We start from the raw sequence: 24,462 nt of genomic DNA, 5'->3' as shown, positions 1-24,462 counted from the left end.
CTCGACTGCCCGTCATTCAATCCCGCTCCTCGCCGTCGAGACGCCGCCGGTTGACAGCGCCCGGCGAGGCTTTCCCGGAAAGTTCCGGCAAACACCGGCGAGAGCCGCGGAAAGACCTGCGGCATAGCTTCACTCCCGCACCGCGTTGCGGGTTCGCCGGCGCACTGAGCGCCGGCGAACCCAACCGCCACATCGACCGAACGAGAAGTCAGGGCGCCGGAACGCGCCCGCACCCGGACGCGCGCGCCGGGGAACTTCGCCGCGCGCCAGCAAAGGGGAACTTATCATGATCTCGAATGTCCAGATTGAGGCCTCGCCTGCGCTTCCGGGCCGTGGCCGGGACGGCGCAAGCCCGACGTTGACGAAGTGGAGCTGGGCAGCCGGCGGTCTCGCCTTGGCTCTCCTGGCAGCACCGACAGGCGCCCATGCCGCGGCCATCGCGGTGGATGCCACCGCCTCCGGCGCCTACAACGCGGCCGGCGCGCGTGTCGGCACAACGGAGAATTTCCTGACCGGGCAGCTCGGCCAGACGGTGCGGCGGAGCTACCTTGCCTTCGACCTCTCCGGCGTCACCGGCACGGTGACGGCGGCGAAGCTTCGGCTCTTCAATCCCGAAGTCTCGCAATTCCTGCACGGCTATGTCTCGCCGCAGGCGAGCGAAACGCTCGCCTTCTACGACGTGACGACGCTCGCCGCCGCCTTCCTGGATGGGACTGCGGGTGTCGCCGGCTTCGCCGATCTCGGCACCGGCATCCTGTTCGGCACCAGGAGCGTCAGCGCCGCCGACAACGGCACGGTGATCGAGATCGACCTCAACGCGGCGGCACTGGCGGCGCTCAACGCCGCGGCGGGCGGCGACTTTCTGCTGGGCGGCGCGCTGACCAGCATCGCCGGCATCTTCGACCAGTATGTGTTCGGCTTCACCATGGTGGATTTCGTCGCCGACCATACGCGCCAGCTGGTGCTGGAAGTGGCGCCGGCGGCGGTGCCGGAGCCTTCCGCCCTGCTGATCGCCGGCACCGGGCTCCTGCTGCTCGGCCTTGCGCGGGCGCGGCGGGAGGGCCGGTCGTGAGGCAGGCGGCCGGCGCGCTCGCCGGCGCGCTCGCGCTCGGCTATGCGGCACTTGCCGTGGCGGCGGCCTTCGCGCAGGGCAAGCCCGGCCCTACGGCCGAGCAGAAGCGCGGCGCCTATCTCGCCAGGATCATGGATTGCGGCGGCTGTCATACGCCGGGCGCGCTGGTGGGAAAGCCGGACCAGCTACGTTATCTAGCCGGATCGGAAATCGGCTTCGAGATTCCAGGTGTCGGCATATTCTATCCGCCGAACTTGACGCCGGACCGCGAGACCGGGCTGGGCAACTGGAGCGCGGCGGAGATCATCAAGGCGGTACGCACCGGCGCCAGGCCGGACGGACGCCTGCTGGTCCCAATCATGCCGTATCACAGCTACGGCGAGCTGACCGACACCGATGCGAAGGCCCTGGCGGCCTATCTCAAGAGCATGCCGCCGGTGCACAACAAGGCGCCCGGGATCGTCGGGCCGTCCGAGAAGCCGAGCGCGGCCTACCTCAAGCTCGCCATCCCGGAATGAGGCAAGGCAAGTCGCCCGCCTGAACGGCCAGCCGCCGGCGCGCCTCAGCTCGCCGGCGGCTTGGCGGCGAGCGAATCCTTCAGCAGCAGGTAGACCTTGCCGACATCGGCGGTGAGGAAGGTCGCGGTCAGCACCTCCTCGTGCTCGACATCGCGCGCGCGCTCCAGCAGACGGTCGAAATCGCGGAGATACAGTTCGGCGTAGCGGCGGAAGTCGGGATCCGTGCGATAGCGATCCCGTATCCGGTCGAGATCGCCGGTCTTGGCGAGCTTGCGGGTGAACACGCCGCGCTCACCCTTGACGTAGCGGGTCCACAGCTCCTCGGCGAGATTGCGGTCGACCTGCCGGGTCAGGTCGATCGACAGCGAGTTGAGGCTGTCGGTCAGGAAGGCCGCGGCCTTGAGGAAGCCTTCCGCGCGGAGGCCCGAGGCGGTATCGCGCAAGGCCTTCTCCTGCGCCGAAACCTCGGCCGAGGCCTTGTTCAACTGCGCTGCCTGCTCCTTGAAGCGATCGATCGAATCCTGCGCCCGGCGGGCGGCGCGGTCGGCGGCGGTCGCCAGCTCCTCGACCTGGCGCTGCAGACCCTCGCCGGTGGCGGCGACCTTGGTCAGGCTCTGCTCGCTCGCGGTGTCGAGCAGCACGGTGCGGCGGTCGATCGTGTCGCCGACCTGCTCGACGCGGTCGATGATGATCTTGGCGCGCGCCTCGATCGCCTGGGCCTGGCGCTCGAATGCCTGCACCGCGGAACTGATGCCGGCCTCGACGGCCCGCCCGGCTTCCAGCATGTCGCTCCGCTTGCCGCGCAGGGTGTCGCCGGTCCTGATGATGCGCTCCTCGGTCTCCTCGGTGACGCGGGCGAATTCGCGCGAGCGTTCGTCCAGCACGGTGCCAAGCTCGCGCAGCCGCGCCTCGGCCGCCTCGCCGGCCTGGGCGAAGACCGAGGTCTGCCGCTGGAAGGCGACCGAAGCGACCTCGGTGCCCTCGGAAACGCGATCGGCGGCGGCGGTCAACTCGCCGGTGCGGGCGCGCAGCGTGTCGCCGATATTCGCCGCCTGGCTGGAGAGGTGGCTCGCCACCCGCGCCAGCGCATCGGCCTGGGCCTGCAGGATGTCGCGTAGCCGCTCCGCCTCCTGGGTGGTGCGGGCGGCGGTGGCGCCGAAATTGGTATCCGACTGCGCGGTCGCCGCGAGCGCGGCCTGCGCCGCCTCCGCCGCGCGGTCGGCCGCGGCCCGGAAGCCGTCGAAGGCGCCCTGCGCCGACACCCCGGCGGCGCGCAGCTCTTCGGTCCGCTCGCGGGCACCGTCGCCCAGCGCATAGAGCTCGCTTGCCGCCTGTTTGGTGAAGTCGGCAAGCTCGCGCGTCTGATCGGTGGCAGCGGCACCGGCCTGCCGGATACCGAGCTGCGCCTGGTCGGCCGCTTCGTTGAAGGCGAGGATCTGCTCGCGCGCCGCCACCTCTGCCGTGCTGAGGCCCTGAGCCGCCCGGTCGCCGGCCAGCGCCAGCTCGCGGAGCTCGGCCCGGCTCGCCTCGCTCAGCTCGCGCAGGCGCTGCGCCGCCCGCTCGGCGGCGGCATCGAGCTCGACGCTCTGGCGCCGGCTGGTCTCGAGCGAATCCCGCAGCCTTGCCTGCACCAGGCCCGATGTCTCGTCGATCGCCTCGGCTTGCCGGCGCAGCCGCAGACCTGCGTCCATGGTCTGCTCTTCGGCCCGGCGGGTCGCCGACATCAGTTCTTCTTCGCCGCGCTTCAGGATCTCGCCGATATCCTCGGCGACGCGGTTTGCCTCGCGGGCGACCCGGTCGATCGCATGCTGGCGCTCTACCAGCACCTCGGCCACACGGTCGATGCTGGCGCCGGCATTGCCCGCAGCGCCGGTCAGCGCCTCGGCGCTGCTGCGATAATTCTCCACCAGACTCGCCGCTTCGAGCCGGGCGCGCTCGTTCATCGCGGCGAGCAATGCCGCCTCGCGCTTCGCCGTCTCGGCGAAATCGCGGACGCGCGTCTCCGCCGTGGTCGCGACGCCGTCGAGCTGGCGCACCGCTTCGCCGACGCTGCTGCCGGCCGTGATCGCCCGCGTCTCCGCGGAGTCGATCAGGCTGGTGATGGTCTGGATCTTGTTGCCCAGAACCTCGGTGTCGCGCGCCAGCACATGGGCGCGCTGGTCGAACACAGCGCCCGTCTCGTTGATGCGTCGGCTGGCCCGCTCGGAGGTGGCGTCGAGTTCGGTCGACTGCCGGGTCAGCGCCGCACCCGCCTCGCGGATGCGGGTCACCGCCATCTCGGAGATCGCACCCGATTCCTCGGCGCGGCGCCTGAGCGCCTCGCTCGCGGAATCGACCCGCTCGACCAGGGTGGTGACGCGGGTATCGGCGACGATCGCCTGGGCGCTCAGATTCTCCATCGCCTCCTTGGTGCGCGCGGCGGCGCCCTCGGCAGCGCGGGCGAATTCCTCGGCGTGACTGCTCAGCGCGTCACCGGTCATGCGCGACGCCGTGATGGCGCGGTCGGAGGCCTGATTCAAGGTGCTCGCCTGCTCGCGCAGCGCCTCGCGCACCAGTTCGAGCTTGGCCGTCGCCGACTGCGCCGCCTCGCCGATCAGGTCGGCCTGCTTCTTGGCCGCCTCGTGGATCGCGTTGCCCTGAAGCACCACGGCCGAGGCGATGCGGGTCAGCTCCTCGGCCTTGGAGCGCATCATGGTCTCGACCGTGGTGGCGCGCTGCTCCAGCGCCGTCGCCACTTCGTCCATGGCCCGGGTATGGTCGACCTTGGCTGCGTCCAACACGGCGGTCTGGCGCCGCGCCGCCTTGTGCAGGCCCTCGGAGCCGTCGAACATGGTCTGGCGCAGCTCGCCGGCGATGCGGGCGAGGTCGCCGCTGACCTCGGAAGCGGCGCCGACCGCGGTCTCGGACAGTGCCTGCACCGCCTTGGTGTGGCGCTCCAGCGTCTCGGTGATGTCGCGCACCCGGGAGGTTGCCTGCGGCGTCGGATAGCTGAGGTCGTTCAAGACCTTGGCGAGGGCATAGCCCTGCCGGCGGCGCTCCATGCCGATCAGCGAGAAGGTGATCAGCGACCAGGCGAGCGTCGGCGGCAGGCAGATGCCGGCGACCAGGGCGGCGAATTCATGCGGCATCAACCGGCGGAAGCCGGCCCAGTCCCAGGTCTGCTGGATCCAATAGACCGCGCCGATCGCCCACAGGATGGTGAAGCTCCAACCGACCACCAACAGGAACGAGCGGCGGCGCTCCATAGCGCTCGACCGCAGCGGTTTGGGCGCCGGTTCGGCGCGCGCCTCGACCGACGGCATACGGACATCTTCGGCCAGCGCCATAACCCTCTCCTCCGGCAAAAACTTCCGGCTCGATTCGCGGATGATCGAGCCGCCTTGGCCCCGCGTCAATCGGCAGGTCGTCAAATGTATAGGCCCTTTCGGCTAGCTCGCCCGGCAGGGCAGAATGGCGGTGCAACCCCGGGGAGCAGCGAACCATGCACAAGGTCCATAGTCCCGCCGGCATCGCCGGTCCCGTCAGCCCTTCGTACAGCCACGGCATCGAGGTGCCGCCCGGCGCCCGCTGGCTCACTGTCTCGGGCCAGGTCGGCGTGACGCCGGACGGCAAGATCGCCGAGGGCATCGCCGCCCAGGCCGACCAGGCCTGGAAGAACATCGTCGCCATCCTGAAGGGCGCCGGCATGGGGCTGGAGGATGTGGTCAAGGTGACCACCTTCCTGACCAGCAAGGACTATATCCCGGCCGCCCGCGAGGTGCGCGGCCGCTACCAGGTCGACGGCTACCGCCCTGCCTCCACTCTGCTGGTGGTCGCCGGCCTGGCGGCACCGGATTACCTGGTCGAGATCGAGGCGATTGCGGCCAAGGCCTAGCTCTTTCGGGCTTAGCGGGCCGTATAGCCGCCATCGATCACCAGCTCCGACCCCGTCATGAAGCTCGACGCGTCGGAGGCGAGATAGAGAATGCCCGCGGCGATCTCCTCGGCCCGGCCCAGCCGGCCGAGGGGGTGCTGCGAGATCAGGTAGGCCTTGCGCTGCGCCGCATCCGGCGCCCGGGAAATCGCGCCGGCCACCATCGGCGTGTCGATATAGCCGGGATGCACCGAGTTGATGCGGATCTTCCAGCCGTTCTGCGCCACCTCCAGCGCCAAGGTCTTGGTCATCAGCTTCACGCCGCCCTTGGAGGCGGCATAGGCGGCCGTCAGCGGCGAGCCGACCAGGCCGAGGATCGACGACAGGTTGACGATCGAGCCGCCCTTCTCCTTCATCGCCGCGATGCCGGCCCGGCAGCCGAGGAACACGGCATCCAAGTTGACCGAGATGACCTCGCGCCATTGGGCCAGGCTGGTCTCCAGGATCGGCGTGGCGCGGCCGATGCCGGCATTGTTGACCAGCACGTCGAGCCGGCCGAAGGCGACGCTGGTCTCGGCCATCACCATGTCCCAGGCGGCCTCGCTGGTGACGTCGTGCTCGAAGCCGAGAGCACCGCCGCCGATCTCAGCTGCCAGCGCCTTGGCCCCCGCCTCGTTGACATCGGTCAGGATGAGCTTCGCGCCCTCGGCCGCGAACAACCGCGCGCTCGCCGCGCCGATGCCGGAGGCCGCGCCGGTGATCAGCGCGACCTTGCCGGCGAGGCGGGGTTCGGCCATCAGCCGACCGCGCCGGCGGCGCGGAGGCCTTCGATGTCCTTCGCCGCGAAGCCCCAGTCCTTCAGCGCCTCGTCGGTATGCTGGCCCGGCCGGGCCGGCGGGCGCTGCACTTCCGGCTTGGTGCGGCTGAAGCGTGGCGCGGGGCCGGGCTGCACCACGCCCTCGACCTCGATGAAGGTGCCGCGCAGCTTGTTGTGCGGGTGCTTGGCCACTTCCAGCGGCGACAGCACCGGCGCGAAGCAGACATCGCTGCCTTCCATCACCTCGCACCACTCGTCGCGCGTCTTCTGCTTGAACACCTCGGTGAAGCGGGCGCGCAGCTTGGGCCAGCCGGCCTTGTCCCACTGCTTCGGCAGGTCCTCGTTGTCGAGACCGGTGAGCCGCATCAGCTCGGCATAGAACTTGGTCTCGATCGATCCGATCGAGACGTACTTGCCGTCCTTGGTCTCATAGACGTCGTACCAAGGGGCGCCGCTGTCGAGGATGTTGCTGCCGCGCTTCTCCGCGTCCCAGCGCCCGGTCGGCAGCATGCCGTAGGCGAAGGTGGTGAGATGCGCCGCGCCGTCGACCATCGCGGTGTCGACCACCTGGCCCTTGCCCGACTTCTGTGCCTCGAGCAGGCCGCAGACCATGCCGAAGGCGAGATAGAGCGCGCCGCCGCCGAAATCGCCGACCAGGTTGAGCGGCGGCGTGGGCTTCGAGCCTTCGCGGCCGATCATGTGCAGCGCGCCGGCCATGGCGATGTAGTTGATGTCGTGGCCGGCGGCATGGGCGATCGGGCCTTCCTGGCCGAAGCCGGTCATGCGGCCGTAGACGAGCTTTGGATTGCGCTTCAGGCAGACATCCGGCCCCAGGCCGAGCCGCTCCATCACGCCGGGACGGAACCCCTCGATCAGGCCGTCGGCCTTCTCGATCAGCTTGAGCGCGGTCTCCACCGCTTCCTTCTTCTTCAGGTTCAGCGCCACCGAGCGGCGGCCGCGGTTGAGCAGCGCGTATTTGGTGTCGGACGGGATGCCGAGCCCGGCATCCTCGGTGCGGTCGAGGCGCAGCACCTCGGCGCCCATGTCGGAGAGCAGCATGGAGCAGAACGGGCCAGGCCCGATGCCGGCGAATTCGACGATCTTGTAGCCAGTGAGGGGTCCGGACATCAGTTCACCTGCCTTTCTCGATTGGCCCAATAGGGCTTGCGCAACTCGCGCTTGAGGATCTTGCCGCTCGGGTTGCGCGGCAAAGCCTCGATGAAGTCGACCGAGCGCGGCACCTTGTAGCCGGCGATGCGCGTCCTGGCGAAGTCGATGATCTCGGCCGGCGTCAAGGTCTCGCCGGGCTTGGTCACCACGATCGCCTTGACGCTCTCGCCCCAGCGCTCGTCCGGCACGCCGATCACCGCCACGTCGGCGACCTTGGGATGGCCATAGAGCGCGCTCTCGACCTCGGCCGGGTAGATGTTCTCGCCGCCCGACACGATCATGTCCTTCACCCGGTCGTGGATGTAGACATAGCCGTCGGCGTCGAGGAAGCCGGCATCGCCCGAGTAGAACCACTCGCCGCGGATGGCGCGCTCCGTCGCTTTCGGCAGATTCCAGTAACCCTTCATCACCTGCGGCGAGCGGATGACGATCTCCCCCACTTCGCCGAGCGGCATGTCGTTGCCGGCGGCATCGACAACGCGAACCTCGCAGCCGGGCAGCGGCTTGCCGGCGGCGCGCATGCGGTCGCCAGCCGCCTCGCTGTGGTCCTCCGGCGGCAGGTAGGTGATGGCGCCGGTCGTCTCCGTCAACCCGTAGAGCTGGGCGAACTTGCAGGCAAAGGTCTTCACCGCGCGCTTCAACAGCTCGAGCGGGATCGGCGAGGCGCCATATGTGACGATATCGAGCGAGGAGAAATCGGTGTCGCGGCATTCCGGCGCATCGCATAGGAACAGGATCATGGCCGGCACGAACAGCGACTTGGTGACCTTCTCGCTCTCGATCACCTTGAGGATGCGGGCCGGAATGAAATCTCGCTCGATCACGTTGACGCAGCCGGCATAGAGCCCGACCAGGCCCCAGCCGCCGCCGCCGATATGGAAGAGCGGCATGCAGACGAGGTTGACGTCGTCCGGCGTCCACGGGCTGCCCCAGTTGCGCACCGCGTCGCCGGTCAGGTGCAGGAAGTTGGAATGCATCAGCTGCACGCCCTTGGGATGGCCGGTCGTGCCGCTGGTGTACATCTGCACGACGACATCCGATGGATCGATCGCCGCGTCGACCGGCGTGTTGGATTGCCGGCCGCGCCAGTCCTCGAACGGCTCCCAGTCGCGCCGGCCGCCATCGATGGCGATGATGCGGCGCACGGTCTTGAGCTCGTCGCGCACGCCGTCGATCAGGTCGTAGAAATCGCGGCCGACGAACAGCACCTCGGCGCCGGCATCGTTCAGCACATAGGCGACTTCCGGCCCGGCCAGGCGGAAGTTCACCGGCACCAGCACGGCGCCGGTCTCCGCGCCGGCGAAGAACAGCTCGTAATAGTCCGGCCCGTTCTTGGCGAGCAAGCCGAACCGGGTGCCCTTCTTCAGGCCCTCGGCCAGCAGCCCGTTGGCGACGCGCAGGATGCGGTCGTGCAGCTCCGCATGGGTTATCGTCTCCTCGCCATAGACAATGGCGGTCCGTCCGGCATGCAGGCCGGCATTCCGCCGCGTGATCTCGGCGAGATGCTTGAATGCTTCGTCGCGGTGCAACACGCCGCGTTTCCTCCCGTCACTCAACCGGCCGCGATATTAGGTAGGCCGCCCAAGGGGCAGCAAGCACCGAACGGAGCGGTCCGGTTCGACGCGCCGCGCGGGCCTGCCTTGACAACCCTGCGCCCCGGCACCATCTCTTCATATCATGCGGCCTGCTTCCACCTTTGCCCGTTTTCGGCATCATTCTGGATCGCTGCTCGCGGGCTGATTGCCCCGGGCGCCGGCAGGCTTACCGCGCCCCGCCCGGGGACCAGACGTCTCCACCCCTTTCGATCCTTGGGTTGCGTAGCGCACCGATATCGGGCGCCGCATCCCCACCGTTGATTCCGTGCTCCGGCAGGGCCATCGACAGTGAACCCTCGCCCGGCCGCCGCAAATACGAGGTATCCGCCCATGAACATGGCCCTCGCGCCGCAACGCGGTGACGCGACCGGTCTTGCCCGACCCCGTCTGATTATCGCCGCCGATGACTACGAGCGGCTTCAGTCGCTGGCGCGGCAGACCATGTACCGCCTGCCCGACGTGGCGCACCAGTTGCTGGAGGAAGTCGAGCGGGCGGAGATCCGTCAGCCCGACCAGGTGCCGCCAACCGTGGTCGCCATCGGCTCGAAAGTCAGCTTCCGCAACGAGACCTCGGGGCGGGACCAGACAGTTCGCCTCGTCTATCCGGCCGATGCTGATATCGGCGCCCGGCGCATCTCGGTGCTGACACCGATCGGCGCGGCGCTGATCGGCATGAACGAGGGCGACAGCATCGACTGGGAAAGCCGGGACGGCATCGTTCGCCGGCTGACGGTGACCCGGGTCCAGCCCTGATCCTCCGCGCCGGAGGGCAGCCAGCATCACAGCCCCGCCGCGTCCAGCCATGCGGTCAGCATGGCGCGGCCACGGGTGTGCAGGCCCGTCCTGACCCGTGCCGCTTCGGCACGGAGCGTCGGCACGTCGATTCCGGCGGCGGCAAGCTCCGCCGTGTGGCCGATCAGCCAGGCCTCGATGCGGCCGAGATCGGCCTCGGCATGGAATTGCAGGGCCAGCGCCTTCGTGCCGAGGGCAAAAGCCTGGTTCCGGCAGACCGGTGTCGAGGCGAGCCGGGTCGCCTCCCGCGGCAGGTCGAAGTTGTCCCCGTGCCAGTGCAACACCGGCTCCGCGCCCAGATGCCGGAGCGGTCCGGCCGCCCCGGCCTCGGTCAGCGTGAGCGGCGCGAAGCCGATCTCCTTCGCAGGCCCCGGATAGACGCGGCAATCGAGGGCCCGCGCCATCAACTGGGCGCCGAGGCAGAAGCCGAGCATCGGGCGGCCGGCAGCGAGCCGGCGTTCGATGGCGGCGATCTCCTCGCTCAGGAACGGATATTTCCCGGTCTCGTAGACGCCGATCGGCCCGCCCAGCACGACCAGCAGATCCGCCGTCTGGACGACAGGCCCGCCGAGATCATCGATCCCCGCCTCGCGATACTCGACCGCATAGCCGCGCGCGGCGAGCAGCGGCGCCAGCAGGCCGAGATCCTCGAAGGCGACGTGGCGGATCGCCAGGGCTCGCTTGTTCAAGAGTGCTCCACTTCTCTCCTGTTCGACGCAGTTCGCGCCAGTTCGATGCCGGCTTTCGCCAGTTTGAACCAGCTTTCGCCAGTGCGAGCCAGTTTCATCCCACGCATTGCCGTATCGGAGCGCCTCATCCCTTTGATCCGGCGCCGAAATCGAGAATTCGGCGAGTGATCTGCGGATGCAGGGCGAGCTGGCCTGCCTGCGCCACGCGTTTCAACTGACCGGCGGCCTCCGCCCGTGCGAAGTTCGCGGCGGCGTCGGCCCGGTCCGCAATGGCGCGCTTCTCCGCGGCGATCCAGGCGCGGAAGCGGGCCGAGCGGCCGATGTTGCGCTCGATCATCAGCGCCCTGACACCGAGCAGGCGAGCGGCCTGCTGCACCGACATGCCTTCGGCCAGCATGCGCGCAATGTGCCGGTAGGGCAGTTGCGGCGCGCGCATGCCCGACACACGGATCGGCTTCCCAGGCGGCGCCACCGGTGCGGCGGCCTTCGGCTCGGCGGGGCCGCCGAATTGTTGCTGCAGGGCCACCAGGTCGACTCCGGTCTCCGCCTGGATGGCCGGCGCGAGCCGCGCCACCTCCTGGGCGGTCATCAGCGACAGATCCTGGCCGTACAGATCCGGCTCCCGCGCCGCCCTCAGGGCGCGCATCTCGATGGGCAGGCTCTTCTCGTCGAGCCACAGGGACGAGAGCGCGGCGATCTCACGCATTATCTCGGCATTGATCCCGCCATCCTCGGTGGCGGCTTCGGTATCCTTGTCCATTGGCAAACCCCGCTTTAGAACAAACCAAGAATACAAATTTGCCTGCGCCGCGTCAATAAGTTTGCGCTATAATCAATTTGTTGCGACCGACAAGGCAGCCGATGCCGGCAGAGGGGAGCCACGGCGATTCCGCTTCTTGGCATAACTACCTTAGTCGTTACGATAGCCATGGCTCGACACCCGAACGCTCCGCGAACAATGCCGGAATTGCGACGGAACGGCCGCAGATGTGGAGACCGCTGATGCCGAAAGCCGCCCGCCCCGCCCGAAGATCCGCCGCCCGAGCGCCAAACCGGCTCGTCGCCGCACTGCAGGCGCTGGGCTTCACGGCCTACGAGGCAAAGGCCTATCGGGCGCTGATCGAGCTTGGCGCGCCGGCCAAGGGCTATGAGATCGCCCGCGCCGCCCAGGTGCCGACGTCGAAGATCTACGAGACCCTTGGCCAGCTCGCGAACCGCGGCGCCGTTCTGGTCAGCCGCTCGCAGCCGGTGACCTATGCAGCACTGCCCCATCGCGACCTCACGGCACGGCTGCGCGACCAGGCGGAGGAGACGCTGGCCGCCGTCGAAGCCGAGCTCGAAGCGCTGCCAGAAGCACCGCCATCCGGGCTGACCTGGACCGTCGACGGCACCGACAACGTGCTGGAGCAGATGGGCCGGCTGATCGCCCGGGCCGAGCACAGGTTGATCGCGGTGCTGTGGGACGCGCAGCTCGCCGCGCTGGCGCCGGCCCTCCGCCAGGCCAAAACACGCGGCCTCGAGCTACAGGTCGCGATCTGCGGCCGCTTTCCGCTCGGCATTCCCGACAGCTATGAGCTGACGCTGCTCGGCGCCGCGGCCGAGGAGCGGATCACCGGACGGCGCCTCGCCGTCATCGTCCGCGACGATGTCGAAGCGATCGCCGCCGAGACCTATCTCGGCGACACCCAGGCGATCCGCAGCGAGAGCCGCGTGTTCGCACTGCTGGCCGCGGAATGCGCCAGATCCGACATCCTCGGCCGCTGTATGGTCGACGCGCTGGGCGACGCCGCCTTGCAGCGCCTGCGCCGCGACCGGCCGGCGCTGAAGACGTTGCTGGCGCCGGAGCGGAAGACGGAACCGCTCGGCGCGTCCGCGAAAAGGAGAGCGAAGAAGCGCAGCTAGCGAATCGGGCCCACGCCTCACCTCTGCAGCGCGGCGCGGATCCTTTCGGCCAGGGCCAGCAGCGACGCCGGATCGGCGGGCTTGGCATCGCGCCAGGCGCGAAAGCCGCCATCGCCGTCGCGGCGCGGCATCAGGTGGATGTGGAAATGCGGCACCGTCTGGTTCGCCGCCTCGCCGTTCGCCTGCATCAAAGTGAAGCCGTCGGCGCCGACCACACGCCAGACCGCGTTGCCGACACGGTGCGCCGTTTCGGCCACGGCACCCATCACCCGGGCAGGCACCGTGCGAAGATCGGGCCAGTGGCCCTTCGCCACCGCGAGTGCGTGGCCTTCGCTGAACGGGCGGATGTCGAGGAAGGCGACGGTGAGATCGTCCTCCCACAGGCGGGCCGACGGCAGGCTGCCGGCGACGATGCGACAGAACGGGCAATCGGGATCGGTTGGCGGCGTGCTCATCGCCGCAAGGTTAGCCCCCCGCGGCGGAGGGTGCGAGCGGTGCGAGGCGGATGCGCGAAGCCGGCAGACGCAGCACGATGGCCGCGCCGGACTTGCCCCCGCGGCCTTCCGCCTTGCCTGATTCGATCTTTCCGCCCGCCTCTATCACGCCTCCATGTGCCTCGATCAGGCGGCGCGCGATGACGAGGCCAAGGCCGGGGCCCTGCTCGGTCCGCGCGAGATGCGCCGGCGACTGCCAGAACGGATCGAACGGCCCGGGCTGGCCGATCGCCGCCGCGAGCGCCTCCTGCGGCCCGCGGTCCGGATCGGCAATGACGATGCGGATGTCGCCGTCGGTCCCGATCATACCCTGCACCGGCACTGTCGTGTGCGGCGCCGCGCGGCCGATCGCGTCCGACAGCAAGATGACCAGGGCCTGGCGCAAGGCGCGCAGGTCTACCAGCATGTCGGGCAGCGCCTCGATGCCGCGGAAGGCGATGCCGACCTCGTGCTCCGCCTGCAGATGCGTGAGCTGGGCCGTCGCCTCGGTCACCAGCCGGGCGAGCGGCGCCACTTCCTCGCGCAGCCGAACCTGGCCGAGCTCGAGCCGCGACATCTCCAGCAGGTCCTCGATGATGGCGAGCAGCTCGACGCCGCTGCGATGGATATTGCCGGCGTACTCGACGTACTTCGCCGCGCCCGGGCCGAGCGCCTGGCGCTCGATCACCTCGGAAAAGCCGAGGATGGCGTTGAGCGGCGTGCGGAACTCGTGGCTCATATGGGCAAGAAACATGGTCTTCGCGGCGTCGGCGAGCTCGGCATCGCGGGTCTTGCGGCGGAGATCGGCGGCGAGCCGCTCCAGCGCGCGCGAGCGGGTGGCGAGCTCGCCATTGGCGCGGTTCAGCTCCGCCGTGGCACGCGCGACCTCGGCGCGGATGCGCTGATACTCGGTTTCCGACCGCGCAAGATAGGCGTGCAGCGCGAAGGCGAGCGAGGTGCCGAGCAGCAGCACCGAGACGCCGAACCACAACGCGATATCCACCTGCCCGCCGGCCGGCGTCACCGCGACGACGAAGCGCTTGTCGCCGAGCTTGAGCACCACCGCCTCGTCGTCGATCGTGCCCAGACCGAGCGGCACCGTCACGCTGTCGCCGGCCCGGGTGCTGAACAGCAAGGTGCGGCGGTCGGCCTCGTAGAGATCGAGATCGTAAGTCGAGCCGATGGCCGCCGCGGCGAGGTAGTCGTCGATCAACCCCGAGATGGCATAGAGGCCGACCACGACGCCCTGGAACCTCCGTGGCACTTCGGTGCCGCGGGTCGGCACCAGGACCAGCAGCGCCGCGCGCTCCTTGCCGTCGATGCGCGCACGCGTCGGCTCGATGATGACGGGCTGCTCGGACGCCTCGGCCTGTTCGATCGCCGCGCGCCAGTCCGGGCGTCCGGCCAGGTTGACGCCGGCATACTGGCCACGCCGGGTCGACGGCGCGACATAGACCGAGGGATAGGCATGGCTGCCGGCCGGAGCCGCGTCGCCGCCTTCCGGCGGCCTGAGATCGTTCTCGACCTCGAAGGTCCCGCTCTCGTCCCGATAGCTGTAGCGGCGGCCATCCGGGGTGACGAGCTTCGGCGCCCAGCCGACCGCAGCCCACCAGGCCTGGGCCCGGATGCGCCCATCCAGCCGGGCGAAATGGTCGAACTCGCCCGCGGTGACGAAGTCGGAAGCCTCGAGAAAGCCGCGGATTGCCTCCAGGAACGTGATCTGCCGCTCCAGGGCGGATTGCAGGCCCGCAACTACCGATTGCGTGGCAGCCTGGCGCTCGGTCTGCTCCTCGCGCCGCGTGACGTGGAACAAGGTCGCCGCCAGCGCCAGCGAGAGGCCGAAACCTGCCAGCAGAACGGCAAGACGACGCCGGCGCGAATGAATGCGCCCCGCTCCGCCGCTTCCTTCCACCGTCATTGTAGAATCACCCCGCGGCGCCCCCCCCAGCCGCCTGTACGAATGCTTAGACTATGGTCGCAGGTTTCGCATCTGCTGGTTAACGAAAGGTGGAATTGCCCAGGTCCCGTTGACGCAGGGCCAGGCAGGCTGTTCGCGGCAGACCGCGGCGCTATGATCCCCGCGTCCGAAGGAGGAACCGATGAGCGCCGTTCCCGCCCCGCCGCCAGAGCCGGCGGAGCCGTTGCTGCTCCGCCGCGACGAAGCCGGCATCGTCACTCTGACCATGAACCGCCCGGCGGCGCGCAACGCGCTGTCGGAGCCGCTGATCGATGCGCTTCAGGCCGAGCTCGCCCGCATCCGCGACGACAAATCGGCCCGCGTGGTGGTGATCGCCGGCGCCGGCCCGGGCTTTTGTGCCGGGCATGACCTCAGGGAAGTGCGCGGCAATGTCGACCGCGGTTTCTACGAGCGGCTGCTGGCCAAATGCGCCGCGATGATGACCTCGATCGTACGCCTGCCGCAGCCGGTGATCGCCCGCGTGCACGGCGTCGCCACCGCCGCCGGCTGCCAGCTGGTCGCCTCCTGCGACCTAGCGGTCGCCGCCGATGTCGCGAGCTTCGCCACGCCGGGGGTCAATATCGGCCTGTTCTGCTCGACGCCGATGGTGGCGCTGTCGCGCAATGTCGCGCCCAAGCACGCGATGGAGATGCTGCTGACCGGCGACCTCGCCGATGCGGCAACTGCACATCGCATCGGCCTGGTGAACCGCGTGGTGCCCGCAGCCGAGCTCGACCGCGCGGTGACGGCGCTCGCAGCGCAGATCGCGAGCAAATCGAGCTACACCTTGAAGATCGGCAAGGAAGCGTTCTACCGCCAGCTCGAACTGCCGCTCGACGAGGCCTATGCCTATGCCAGCCGTGTGATGACCGAGAACCTGATGGCGCGCGACGCGGCGGAAGGCGTGGACGCGTTCCTGCAGAAGCGCACCCCGCAGTGGAAAGACGGATGACGGGGAAAGATTGCTGATGGACCACTCGAGTTACCCGAACGAGTACATCCTCGGCATCCTCAATTCCTGCAAGGCCATCGCCATGGTGGGCGCCTCGGCCAATTGGAATCGGCCGAGCTACTTCGCCATGAAATACCTGCAGGAGAAGGGCTTCCGGGTCATCCCGGTGAACCCGGGCGCGGCCGACCAGGAAATCCTGGGCGAGAAGGTGTATGCCTCGCTTAAGGAGATTCCGGTCAAGGTCGACATGGTCGATTGCTTCCGCAACGCGGAGGCGATCCCGCCGATCGCCGAAGAGGCGATCGAGATCGGCGCCAAGGTGCTGTGGCTGCAGCTCGGCGTGGTCAACGAAGCGGCGGCGAAACGGGCCGAGGCAGCCGGGCTGAAGGTGGTGATGAACCGCTGCCCGAAGATCGAATACGGCCGCCTCTCCGGCGAGATCGGCTGGATGGGCGTGACGACCAACGTGATCTCCAGCAAGCGCAAACGGCCGGTGGGGCGGTAGTCTAAAAGTCTTCCCCCGGCGGGGAGGAATTTCGTGCGTGAGGAGACGCCGACCATGACCAACACCAGGCCCGGCTTCGAGACTATGGCGGTGCATGCGGGGGCTTCGCCGGATCCGACCACGGGGGCGCGGATCACGCCGATCTACCAGACTTCGGCTTATGTGTTCGACGATGTCGATCACGCCGCCTCGCTGTTCAACCTGCAGGTCTTCGGCAACATCTATTCGCGGCTGACCAACCCGACCGTCTCGGTGCTGGAGGAGCGCGTCGCCACGCTGGAGGGCGGCACGGCGGCCTGCGCGGCGGCCTCCGGCCACGGCGCGCAGCTGCTCGCCTTCCACACGTTGATGCAGCCGGGCGACGAGCTGATCGCCTCGCGCAAGCTCTATGGCGGCTCGATCACCCAGATCGGTTACAGCTTCCAGCGCTTCGGCTGGAAGGGCGTGTTCGTCGACCCGGACGAGCCGGACAACTTCAAGCGCGCCATCACGCCGAAGACACGCGCGATCTTCATCGAGAGCCTGGCCAATCCGGGCGGCGTGGTCTGCGACATCGAGGCGGTCGCGCGGGTCGCGCAGGACGCGCATGTGCCACTGATCGTCGACAACACCCTGGCCTCGCCCTATCTCTGCCGGCCGTTCGAATGGGGCGCCGACATCGTGCTGCACTCGCTGACCAAGTTCCTCGGCGGGCATGGCAATTCGCTCGGCGGCATGATCGTCGAGGCGGGCAAGTTCGACTGGAACAAGGTGCCGGGCAAGTTCCCGGCACTGACCGAGCCGACGCCGAGCTATCACGGGCTCCGCTTCTACGAGACCTTCGGCAATCTCGGCTTTGCCGTCGCCTGTCGCGCCGTGGGCCTGCGCGATCTCGGCCCGACCTTGGCGCCGATGAACGCCTTCCTGATCCTGACCGGCATCGAGACGCTGGCGCTCCGCATGCAGCGGCACAGTGAGAATGCGCTGGCCGTCGCCCGCTTCCTGAAGAGCCATCCGAAGGTCGCCTGGGTCTCCTATGCGGGGCTCGAGGACGACAAGTATCACCGGCTCGCCCGGAAATACCTGCCGAAGGGCGCCGGCGCCGTCTTCACTTTCGGCGTCAAGGGCGGCTACGACGCCGGGGTCAAGCTGGTGGAGCAGGTCGAGATCTTCTCCCACCTCGCCAATATCGGCGACACGCGGAGCCTGATCATCCACCCCGCCTCCACCACGCACCGCCAGCTCGCCCCCGACCAGCTTGCCGCCGCCGGTGCAGGCCCCGACGTCGTCCGCCTCTCCGTCGGCATCGAGACGGTGGACGACCTGATCCGCGACCTCGACCAGGCGCTCGCCCAGACGTGAACGTCAAGGCGAGTGTCGTCCGCACGCTGAACCGCCATGTGCTGCCGCGCTGGCGGCTGGTGCTGCGCAAGTCGGACAAGGGCGGCGACGACCTGCCGCTGCCGGGCCCGTTCCGCGATCGGCTGATCGACCGGACGGCGGCGCTGCTCGATCCCTATCTGCGCGAGGCCCATCTCGGCCTTGTCGCCCGGCCGCTGATCGAGGAGTTCCTCGGCGTCTATGCGCGCCGCCCGGTGCGCGACAATGCCGGCGGCACCGCGTTCAACGGCTCGCTCGTGCTGTTCGCGCTGGCGCGGGCGCTGAACCCGGTGCTGATCGTCGAATGCGGCACCTGGAAGGGGCACACCGCCTGGCTGTTCCGCCAGGCGGCGCCCGCGGCGCGCATCGTCACCTGCGATATCGAGCACGAGAACCTGGAGCATCGCGAGCCCGGCATCGAGTACCGGCTCGGCGACTGGACCGGGTTCGGCGACCTCAACGCCGAGAGCCCGCAGAGCCTGGTCTTCTTCGACGACCATGTGAGCCATGCCCGGCGCCTGCGCGAGGCGCATCAACGAGGCTTCCGCACCGTGATCCTGGACGACGACGTGCCGGCCGAGGCGATGTTCGTCACTGGCGATCCGCCGGCGCCGACCGCCGCCATGCTGTCCGACCCGGCGATCGCCCCCGGCACCGAGATAGCCTGGACCTATCGCGGCCGGAAGTTCCATCATGTGGTGACGGCGGAGGCGCTGTCGGCCCGCGCGCTGCTCGCCGAGCGCCTGCCGGCGCCCGATCTTGCCCCGGCCACCTGGCAATCGCGCCACAACGGCATCAGCCTGGTGCGTCTGCGCGGCTGAGCGGCTAGCATCGCCGCCGGATTTCGGAGGGTGCGATGAGTGACGATCTGATTCTGCGCGGCGGCACGGTGTTCGATGGCACGGGAGCGCCGCGCTTCCAGGCCGATGTGGCGATCAAGGCCGGGCGGATCAGCGCCATCGGCGACCTTGCCGGCCGCGCGGCGGCGAAGACGGTGGATGTCGGCGGCCTCGCAGTCGCGCCCGGCTTCATCGACGTACACACGCATGACGACGCGGCGCTGATCGAGACGCCCGCCATGGAGATGAAGGCGAGCCAGGGCGTCACCACTGTCATCTGCGGCAATTGCGGCGCCTCCGCCGCGCCCTACGACAAGACGCGCGGCATCGGTTCGGTGCTGGGCCTCTTGTTCAAGGATACGAGCCTGGTCTGCGCCACCATGGGCGAGTTTCTCGGCAAGGTGGAGGCGGCGCAGCCCGCGATCAACGGTGCCTTCCTGGTCGGCCATTCCACGCTTCGCATGTCGGTCATGGGCGACGACCTGAACCGGCATGCCCGCGCCGACGAGATCGGCCAGATGAAGTCGATGCTGAAGGGCGCGCTGGAGGACGGCGCCATCGGCATGTCGAGCGGCCTGTTCTACCCGCCGGCCATGCCGGCCAAGACCGAGGAGCTGATCGAGCTGGTCGAGCCGCTGGGGCCCGCCAAGGGCGTCTATACCGCCCATATCCGCGACGAGGGCGAGCACATTACCGAGGCGCTGGAGGAGGCCTTCGCCATCGGCCGCGCGGCCGGCGGGCGCACCGTCATCTCGCACCACAAGTGCAACGGCCGGGTCAATTTCGGCCGCTCGCCGCAGACGCTCGCGCAGATCGAGGCGGCGATGCGAAGCCAGCCGGTCGGTTTCGACGTCTATCCCTATATCGCCGGCTCCACCATTCTGCGCCCGGAGATGATCGAGCGCGCCGAGAAGGTGCTGATCACCGGCTCGCAGGTGATGCCGGAGGCCCGCGGCCGGGATCTTGCCGAACTCGCGCGGGAGATGCAGATGACGCCGCTCGAGGCGGCGAAGCGGCTGGTCCCCGGCGGCGCCATCTACTTCATGATGGATGAAGGCGACGTGCGCCGCATCCTGAGCCACGAGAAGGCGATGGTCGGCTCCGACGGCATTCCGGGCGACGCGCATCCGCATCCCAGGCTCTGGGGCACCTTCCCGCGCGTGCTCGGCCATTATTCCCGCGACCTCGGCCTGTTCCCGCTGGAGGACGCGGTGCGCCGCATGACCGGCCTCTCGGCGACCAATTTCGGCTTGAAGGACCGCGGCTTCCTCAAGCCCGGCGCCTTCGCCGATATCTGCGTGTTCGATCCCGCGACCATCATCGACACCGCGACCTTCGAGAAGCCGATCCAGCCGGCCAGGGGCGTGCATCTCGTGATGGCGAACGGCGTCGCCGTCTGGCAGGACGGCAAGGCGACCGGCAACCGGCCCGGCAAGGTGCTGAAACGGCAGGACCAGCTCGCGGCGTGAGCGGCGACCCGGTCCCCGCGATCACCGAGGCGGCGGCGACCGGCGAGATCGCGGCGCTCTACGACGACATCCGCCGCTCGCAGGGCACGCCGGTGGTGAACCTGGTCTGGCGGCACCTCGCCACCTTTCCCGGCGCGCTGGCCTGGGCCTGGGGCGCGGTGCGGCCGGTCTATGTCGACGGCAGCGCGGCGGCGCTCGCCGCGGCCTATCGCCGCGAGCTGACGCTGCCGGCGCTGCCCGGCGTGCCGCGCGAGGTGCTGGGCGCCGCCGGCATCGATGCCGCGGCCGAGCGCGGCATCGCCGCGGTGCTGGCCAGCTATGACCGCAGCAACACCACCAACCTGATCGCCCTGTCGGCGCTGCTCCGGCGGCTGGACGGCGAGGCCGGCATGCCCGGCGAGATTGCCGCAATGCCAGAGCCGACCCTGGACGGCCCCCTGCCCCGATTGCTCGCCGCGGGCGAAATGACGCCCGCCACCGCGGCGCTGGTGCAGCGCCTGAACCTGATCGGCGAGCGCGACGACGGGCGTATCGTCGCCAGCATGTATCGCCATCTCGCCCATTGGCCGGGCTTCCTCGCCCTGATCTGGGCATTGCTCGCCCCCCTCGATGCGGAGGGGCGGCTGGCGCCCGCCATCGCGGCCAATCTGGCGACGGCGCGCGACCGGGCGACGCTGCTGGCCGACCGGCTGCAGCCGACACCGCCGCCCGCGGAGGTTGCTGCGGCGGCGTGCCAGGCGATCACCCGCTTCGTCGAGCACCCGATCGGAAAGATGGTCACCATCTGTCGCCTGCTGCGCCACAACCTTCCCGTGTTGCCCGCCTGAAATCGCGGCAGGATGCCGCGTGATTGGCCAGCATCGACGGTGGGCATTTCTAGTTGCCCAGGATTTGCGCTAACCTGCCCCAGCGAGACGAAAGGGGCACCGTCTGGCATGTTCCTTGCCATTGGCAGGCGGGTACTGCCCCGGTCTTCGAAGCCACTCTGGGAGGGCAAATATGTCTTACGGGAAGTTTGTCGGCCTCACTGCCGGCGCGCTCATGGCGCTAGGTGCGGGTCTGACGTCGGTTGCGACGCCCGCGGCGGCGGAGAGCACGCTGCGCGTCGTGATGCATTCGGACCTGAAGATCCTGGATCCGATCTGGACCACGGCCTACATCGTCCGCAATCACGGCTACATGATCTATGACACGCTGATCGCGTACGATTCCAAGCTGACGCCGAAGCCGCAGATGCTGGAGAAGTGGGATATCAGCGCCGACAAGCTGACCTACACCTTCACCTTGCGCGACGGCCTGCTCTGGCACGACGGCCAGCCGGTGACGGCGGAAGACTGCATCGCCTCGATCAAGCGGTGGGGTAGCCGCGACGCCATGGGCCAGAAGCTGATGGGCGTGGTCGACAAGCTGGAGGCGGTCGACACCAAGTCCTTCAAGCTGGTGCTCAAGGTGCCCTATGGCCTCGTGCTCGAGAGCCTGGGCAAGCCGAGCTCCAACGTGCCGTTCATGATGCCGAAGCGCGTCGCCGAGACGCCGGGCACCGAGCAGATCTCCGACAATACCGGCTCCGGCCCCTTCATCTTCAAGAAGGACGAGTGGAAGCCGGGCGACAAGACCGTCTACGTCAAGAACACCAAGTACAAGCCGCGCAGCGAGCCGGCCGACATGCTGGCAGGCGGCAAGGTGGTCAAGGTCGACCGCGTCGAATGGGTCGCCATCCCCGACCACCAGACGTCGATGAACGCGCTGATCAACGGCGAGATCGACATGATCGAATCGCCGCAGGCCGACCTGCTGCCGCTGGTCAAAAACGACAAGAACATCGAGATGTTCAACGCGAACGTGCTGGGCAACCAGTACGTCATCCGCTTCAACCACCTGCACCCGCCGTTCAACAACCAGAAGATCCGCCAGGCGGCGATCGCGGCCTTCTCGCAGGAGCCGTTCCTGCAGGCGGTGTTCGGCGATCCGGACTTCTACAAGGTGTGCCCCGCCATGTTCATGTGCGGCACGCCGCTGGCCACCGACAAGGGCGGGGACATCCTGATCAAGTCCGACTTCAACAAGTCCAAGGCGCTGCTGAAGGAAGCGGGCTATGACGGGACACCCGTCGTCCTGATGCATTCGACCGATCTGTTCGTGCTCAACAACCTGGCGCCGGTTGCCAAGGACCTGCTGGAGAAGGGCGGCTTCAAGGTCGACATGCAGTCGATGGACTGGCAGACCCTGGTGGCGCGCCGGGCCAAGCGGGATGCGCCGAATGCCGGCGGCTGGAATGCCTTCCTCACCTCCTGGGTGGCTGCCGACATCCTGAACCCGGTCATGACCGCCTTCCTGAATTCGTCCTGCGAGAAGGCGCTGTTCGGCTGGCCCTGCGATCCCGAGATGGAGAAGCTGCGCGACAACTTCGCGATGGCGACCGACGACGCCACCAAGAAGCAGATCGCCGAGAAGGTGCAGCTCCGCGCGCTCGACTACGGCACCTATGCCTATCTCGGGCAGTGGTACCTGCCGCAGCTGATGCGCAAGGACCGGCTCTCCGGCGCGGTGCAGGCGCCGGTGACGGTGTTCTGGAACATCGCCAAGAAATAGCCGGGACCGCACCGACGTTCGGTCGGAACCCGTGCTGATCTTCATCGCCAGACGGCTGATCGCCACCATCCCGGTTCTCGCGATGGTGGCGGTCTTCGTCTTTCTCATGCTGCGCCTGACGCCCGGCGACCCGGCAGCGGTGATCGCCGGCGACAGCGCCACGTCAGAGCAGGTCGAGGAGATCCGCGAGAAGCTCGGCCTCAACAGGCCGCTGATCTCGCAATTCGTGATCTGGTCGGCCAAGAGCCTGCAGGGCGATTTCGGCGAGAGTTTCTTCTTCAAGAAGACGGTGGCTGAGCTGATCGTGCAGCGCATCGAGCCGACGCTCGCACTGTCGGTCTGCACCATCGTGCTGGCCGTCCTGATCGCCATTCCACTCGGCGTGCTGGCCGCGCACCGGAGCGGCGGCTGGATCGACCGCGTGGTGATGGGCTTTTCCGTGCTCGGCTTCTCGGTGCCGGTCTTCGTGGTGGGCTATCTGCTGATCTATGTCTTCGCCGTGCAGCTCAACTGGCTGCCGGTACAGGGATATCGGTCTTTCACCGACGATCTGGGCGAGTTCCTGCTGCGCATGATCCTGCCGAGCGTCACGCTCGCCATCATCTATGTCGCGCTGATCGCCCGCATCACCCGGGCCAGCGTGATCGAGGTGCTGGGCGAGGATTACATCCGCACCGCCCGCGCCAAGGGGCTGACCGACCGCGTCGTCCTGATGCGGCACGCGCTGCGCAACGCCGCCGTGCCGATCGTCACCGTGATCGGCATCGGCATCGCGCTGCTGATCGGCGGCGCCATCGTGACCGAGAGCGTCTACAACATTCCCGGCCTCGGCCGTCTGGTGGTCGACGCCGTGCTGGCGCGCGACTTTCCGGTGATCCAGGCGGTGATCCTGATGTTCTCCTTCGTTTACGTGCTGATCAACCTGGTGATCGACATCGCCTACAGCTTCTTCGATCCGAGGATCCGCTATTGACCGCCCGCGTTGAAGACCAGGTCGAGATCGACGTCGCCGCGACGGCCGCGGCCGCGCGCAAGCAGGGCTTGCTTTCCCGGGTCGCGAAGAACCAGAGCGTCGCCATCGGCGCCGTGATCGTCGCCTTGATGATGCTGATCGGCCTCGCCGCGCCCCTGCTCGGCACCGTCGACCCCAAGGCGATCAATCCGGTCGTGCGCAACGTCAAGCCCGGCATCGAGCGCAACGTCATGCAGGCTTCCGGCGAGATGGCGCCGCGCAAGTTCTGGATGGGTACCGACAGCCTGGGCCGCGACATCTACAGCCGCGTGCTCTACGGCGCCCGCGTCTCGCTGATCGTCGGCATCGCGGTGGCGGTGATCAGTATCGCCATCGGGCTTACGATAGGGCTCGTCTCCGGCTACATCCGCTGGCTCGACGGCATCGTCATGCGTTTCATGGACGGCATGATGGCCATACCGGCGATCCTGCTCGCCATCGGCCTTGTCTCGCTCTGGGGCGCCGGCCTCGTGACCGTGATCTTCGCCATCGTGGTGCCGGAAATCCCACGCGTCGTACGGCTCGTGCGCTCGGTCGTGCTGTCGATCCGCGAGGAGCCCTATGTCGAGGCCGCGATCTCCGTCGGCACGTCGACGCCGCTGATCCTGATCCGGCACATCCTGCCGAACACGCTCGCACCGCTGATCGTGCAGGGCACCTTCATCTGCGCCTCGGCCATGCTGGTCGAAGCGATCCTGTCCTTCCTCGGCATCGGCATCCCGCCCGACGTGCCGACCTGGGGCAACATCATGGCCGAGGGCCGCAGCTATTTTCGCATCCACCCGCACATGATCATGTTCCCCGGCCTGTTCCTGGCGGTGACGGTGCTGGCGGTGAACATCCTGGGCGACGGCCTGCGCGACAGCCTGGACCCCCGCCTCGGCAAGCGGATCTGA

Annotated in this window: 22 protein-coding genes; 14 read left to right on the top strand and 8 right to left on the bottom strand. The window is 68.4% G+C overall.

Annotation, left to right across the window (positions count from 1 at the left end; translation table 11 throughout):
• Positions 1 to 394: 394 nt before the first annotated feature.
• Together DT074_RS00850 and DT074_RS00845 are read left to right on the top strand one after the other, a co-directional pair.
• Entirely contained in the window at positions 395 to 1,072 is a 678-nt protein-coding gene (locus DT074_RS00850) for a PEP-CTERM sorting domain-containing protein (RefSeq protein ID WP_162914529.1), read from the top strand.
• A complete protein-coding gene (locus DT074_RS00845) occupies positions 1,069 to 1,590 on the top strand; it encodes a c-type cytochrome (protein WP_119417892.1) in 522 nt (173 codons plus the stop codon). Before DT074_RS00850 ends, DT074_RS00845 begins: the two co-directional genes overlap by 4 nt.
• 44 nt (positions 1,591 to 1,634) lie before the next feature.
• On the opposite strand, the gene DT074_RS00840 is transcribed toward DT074_RS00845, so the two are convergent.
• Positions 1,635 to 4,916, bottom strand: coding sequence for a coiled-coil domain-containing protein (locus DT074_RS00840; protein WP_119417891.1), 3,282 nt, complete (start codon positions 4,914 to 4,916; stop codon positions 1,635 to 1,637).
• A 155-nt stretch (positions 4,917 to 5,071) separates the two neighbouring features.
• Here DT074_RS00840 and DT074_RS00835 point away from each other — a divergent pair, with 155 nt between their 5' ends.
• The gene (locus tag DT074_RS00835; protein ID WP_119417890.1) at positions 5,072 to 5,464 is read left to right on the top strand and encodes a RidA family protein; all 393 of its coding nucleotides are present in this window, start codon (positions 5,072 to 5,074) and stop codon (positions 5,462 to 5,464) included.
• Positions 5,465 to 5,475: 11 nt separating this feature from the next.
• On the opposite strand, the gene DT074_RS00830 is transcribed toward DT074_RS00835, so the two are convergent.
• Genes DT074_RS00830 through DT074_RS00820 form a run of 3 tightly spaced genes read right to left on the bottom strand, consistent with a single transcriptional unit; the run spans position 5,476 to position 8,959 of the window.
• A complete protein-coding gene (locus DT074_RS00830) occupies positions 5,476 to 6,240 on the bottom strand; it encodes a glucose 1-dehydrogenase (RefSeq protein WP_119417889.1) in 765 nt (254 codons plus the stop codon).
• Entirely contained in the window at positions 6,240 to 7,388 is a 1,149-nt protein-coding gene (locus DT074_RS00825) for a CaiB/BaiF CoA transferase family protein (RefSeq protein WP_119417888.1), read from the bottom strand. The genes DT074_RS00830 and DT074_RS00825 overlap by 1 nt, the downstream gene beginning before the upstream one ends.
• Complete coding sequence (locus tag DT074_RS00820; protein WP_438503657.1) at positions 7,388 to 8,959, bottom strand: fatty acid--CoA ligase; 1,572 nt, start codon at positions 8,957 to 8,959, stop codon at positions 7,388 to 7,390. Before DT074_RS00820 ends, DT074_RS00825 begins: the two co-directional genes overlap by 1 nt.
• Positions 8,960 to 9,355: 396 nt before the next feature.
• Between DT074_RS00820 and rnk the strand changes: the two genes are divergently transcribed.
• Entirely contained in the window at positions 9,356 to 9,778 is a 423-nt protein-coding gene (gene rnk / locus DT074_RS00815) for a nucleoside diphosphate kinase regulator (protein ID WP_119417886.1), read from the top strand.
• 26 nt (positions 9,779 to 9,804) lie between these two features.
• Here the strand turns inward: rnk and DT074_RS00810 are convergent, their stop codons facing one another.
• Both DT074_RS00810 and DT074_RS00805 read right to left on the bottom strand, forming a co-directional pair.
• The gene (locus tag DT074_RS00810; RefSeq protein WP_119417885.1) at positions 9,805 to 10,506 is read right to left on the bottom strand and encodes a glutamine amidotransferase; all 702 of its coding nucleotides are present in this window, start codon (positions 10,504 to 10,506) and stop codon (positions 9,805 to 9,807) included.
• 124 nt (positions 10,507 to 10,630) lie between these two features.
• A complete protein-coding gene (locus DT074_RS00805; RefSeq protein ID WP_162914527.1) occupies positions 10,631 to 11,212 on the bottom strand; it encodes a hypothetical protein in 582 nt (193 codons plus the stop codon).
• 296 nt (positions 11,213 to 11,508) lie between these two features.
• Here DT074_RS00805 and DT074_RS00800 point away from each other — a divergent pair, with 296 nt between their 5' ends.
• Complete coding sequence (locus DT074_RS00800; protein WP_162914526.1) at positions 11,509 to 12,408, top strand: TrmB family transcriptional regulator; 900 nt, start codon at positions 11,509 to 11,511, stop codon at positions 12,406 to 12,408.
• Between the two features lie 17 nt (positions 12,409 to 12,425).
• Here DT074_RS00800 and DT074_RS00795 read toward each other — a convergent pair whose 3' ends face one another.
• Together DT074_RS00795 and DT074_RS00790 are read right to left on the bottom strand one after the other, a co-directional pair.
• A complete protein-coding gene (locus DT074_RS00795; protein ID WP_119417882.1) occupies positions 12,426 to 12,863 on the bottom strand; it encodes an HIT family protein in 438 nt (145 codons plus the stop codon).
• A 10-nt stretch (positions 12,864 to 12,873) separates the two neighbouring features.
• A complete protein-coding gene (locus DT074_RS00790; RefSeq protein ID WP_119417881.1) occupies positions 12,874 to 14,799 on the bottom strand; it encodes a sensor histidine kinase in 1,926 nt (641 codons plus the stop codon).
• A 181-nt stretch (positions 14,800 to 14,980) separates the two neighbouring features.
• Between DT074_RS00790 and DT074_RS00785 the strand changes: the two genes are divergently transcribed.
• From DT074_RS00785 to DT074_RS00750, 9 genes are all read left to right on the top strand, one after another.
• On the top strand, positions 14,981 to 15,790 hold the full coding sequence (locus tag DT074_RS00785) for an enoyl-CoA hydratase (RefSeq protein WP_119417880.1): 810 nt from the start codon (positions 14,981 to 14,983) through the stop codon (positions 15,788 to 15,790).
• Between the two features lie 16 nt (positions 15,791 to 15,806).
• Positions 15,807 to 16,295, top strand: coding sequence for a CoA-binding protein (locus DT074_RS28395; protein ID WP_368744362.1), 489 nt, complete (start codon positions 15,807 to 15,809; stop codon positions 16,293 to 16,295).
• A 54-nt stretch (positions 16,296 to 16,349) separates the two neighbouring features.
• Positions 16,350 to 17,636: an O-acetylhomoserine aminocarboxypropyltransferase gene (locus DT074_RS00780; RefSeq protein ID WP_368744366.1), complete on the top strand. Its 1,287-nt coding sequence runs from the start codon at positions 16,350 to 16,352 to the stop codon at positions 17,634 to 17,636.
• The gene (locus tag DT074_RS00775) at positions 17,633 to 18,475 is read left to right on the top strand and encodes an O-methyltransferase (protein ID WP_119417879.1); all 843 of its coding nucleotides are present in this window, start codon (positions 17,633 to 17,635) and stop codon (positions 18,473 to 18,475) included. Before DT074_RS00780 ends, DT074_RS00775 begins: the two co-directional genes overlap by 4 nt.
• Before the next feature lie 35 nt (positions 18,476 to 18,510).
• Entirely contained in the window at positions 18,511 to 19,962 is a 1,452-nt protein-coding gene (locus DT074_RS00770; protein ID WP_119417878.1) for an N-acyl-D-amino-acid deacylase family protein, read from the top strand.
• Entirely contained in the window at positions 19,959 to 20,789 is an 831-nt protein-coding gene (locus tag DT074_RS00765; protein ID WP_119417877.1) for a hypothetical protein, read from the top strand. Before DT074_RS00770 ends, DT074_RS00765 begins: the two co-directional genes overlap by 4 nt.
• 172 nt (positions 20,790 to 20,961) lie before the next feature.
• Entirely contained in the window at positions 20,962 to 22,554 is a 1,593-nt protein-coding gene (locus DT074_RS00760) for an ABC transporter substrate-binding protein (protein WP_119417876.1), read from the top strand.
• Between the two features lie 31 nt (positions 22,555 to 22,585).
• On the top strand, positions 22,586 to 23,527 hold the full coding sequence (locus DT074_RS00755; RefSeq protein ID WP_119417875.1) for an ABC transporter permease: 942 nt from the start codon (positions 22,586 to 22,588) through the stop codon (positions 23,525 to 23,527).
• Entirely contained in the window at positions 23,524 to 24,462 is a 939-nt protein-coding gene (locus DT074_RS00750; RefSeq protein ID WP_368744361.1) for an ABC transporter permease, read from the top strand. Before DT074_RS00755 ends, DT074_RS00750 begins: the two co-directional genes overlap by 4 nt.

The organism is Desertibaculum subflavum, from assembly GCA_003576705.1.
GTDB classification, from domain to species: domain Bacteria; phylum Pseudomonadota; class Alphaproteobacteria; order Ferrovibrionales; family Ferrovibrionaceae; genus Desertibaculum; species Desertibaculum subflavum.
The sequence above is the reverse complement of the archived record's forward strand: the minus strand, read 5'-3'. Positions and strand labels throughout refer to the sequence as shown.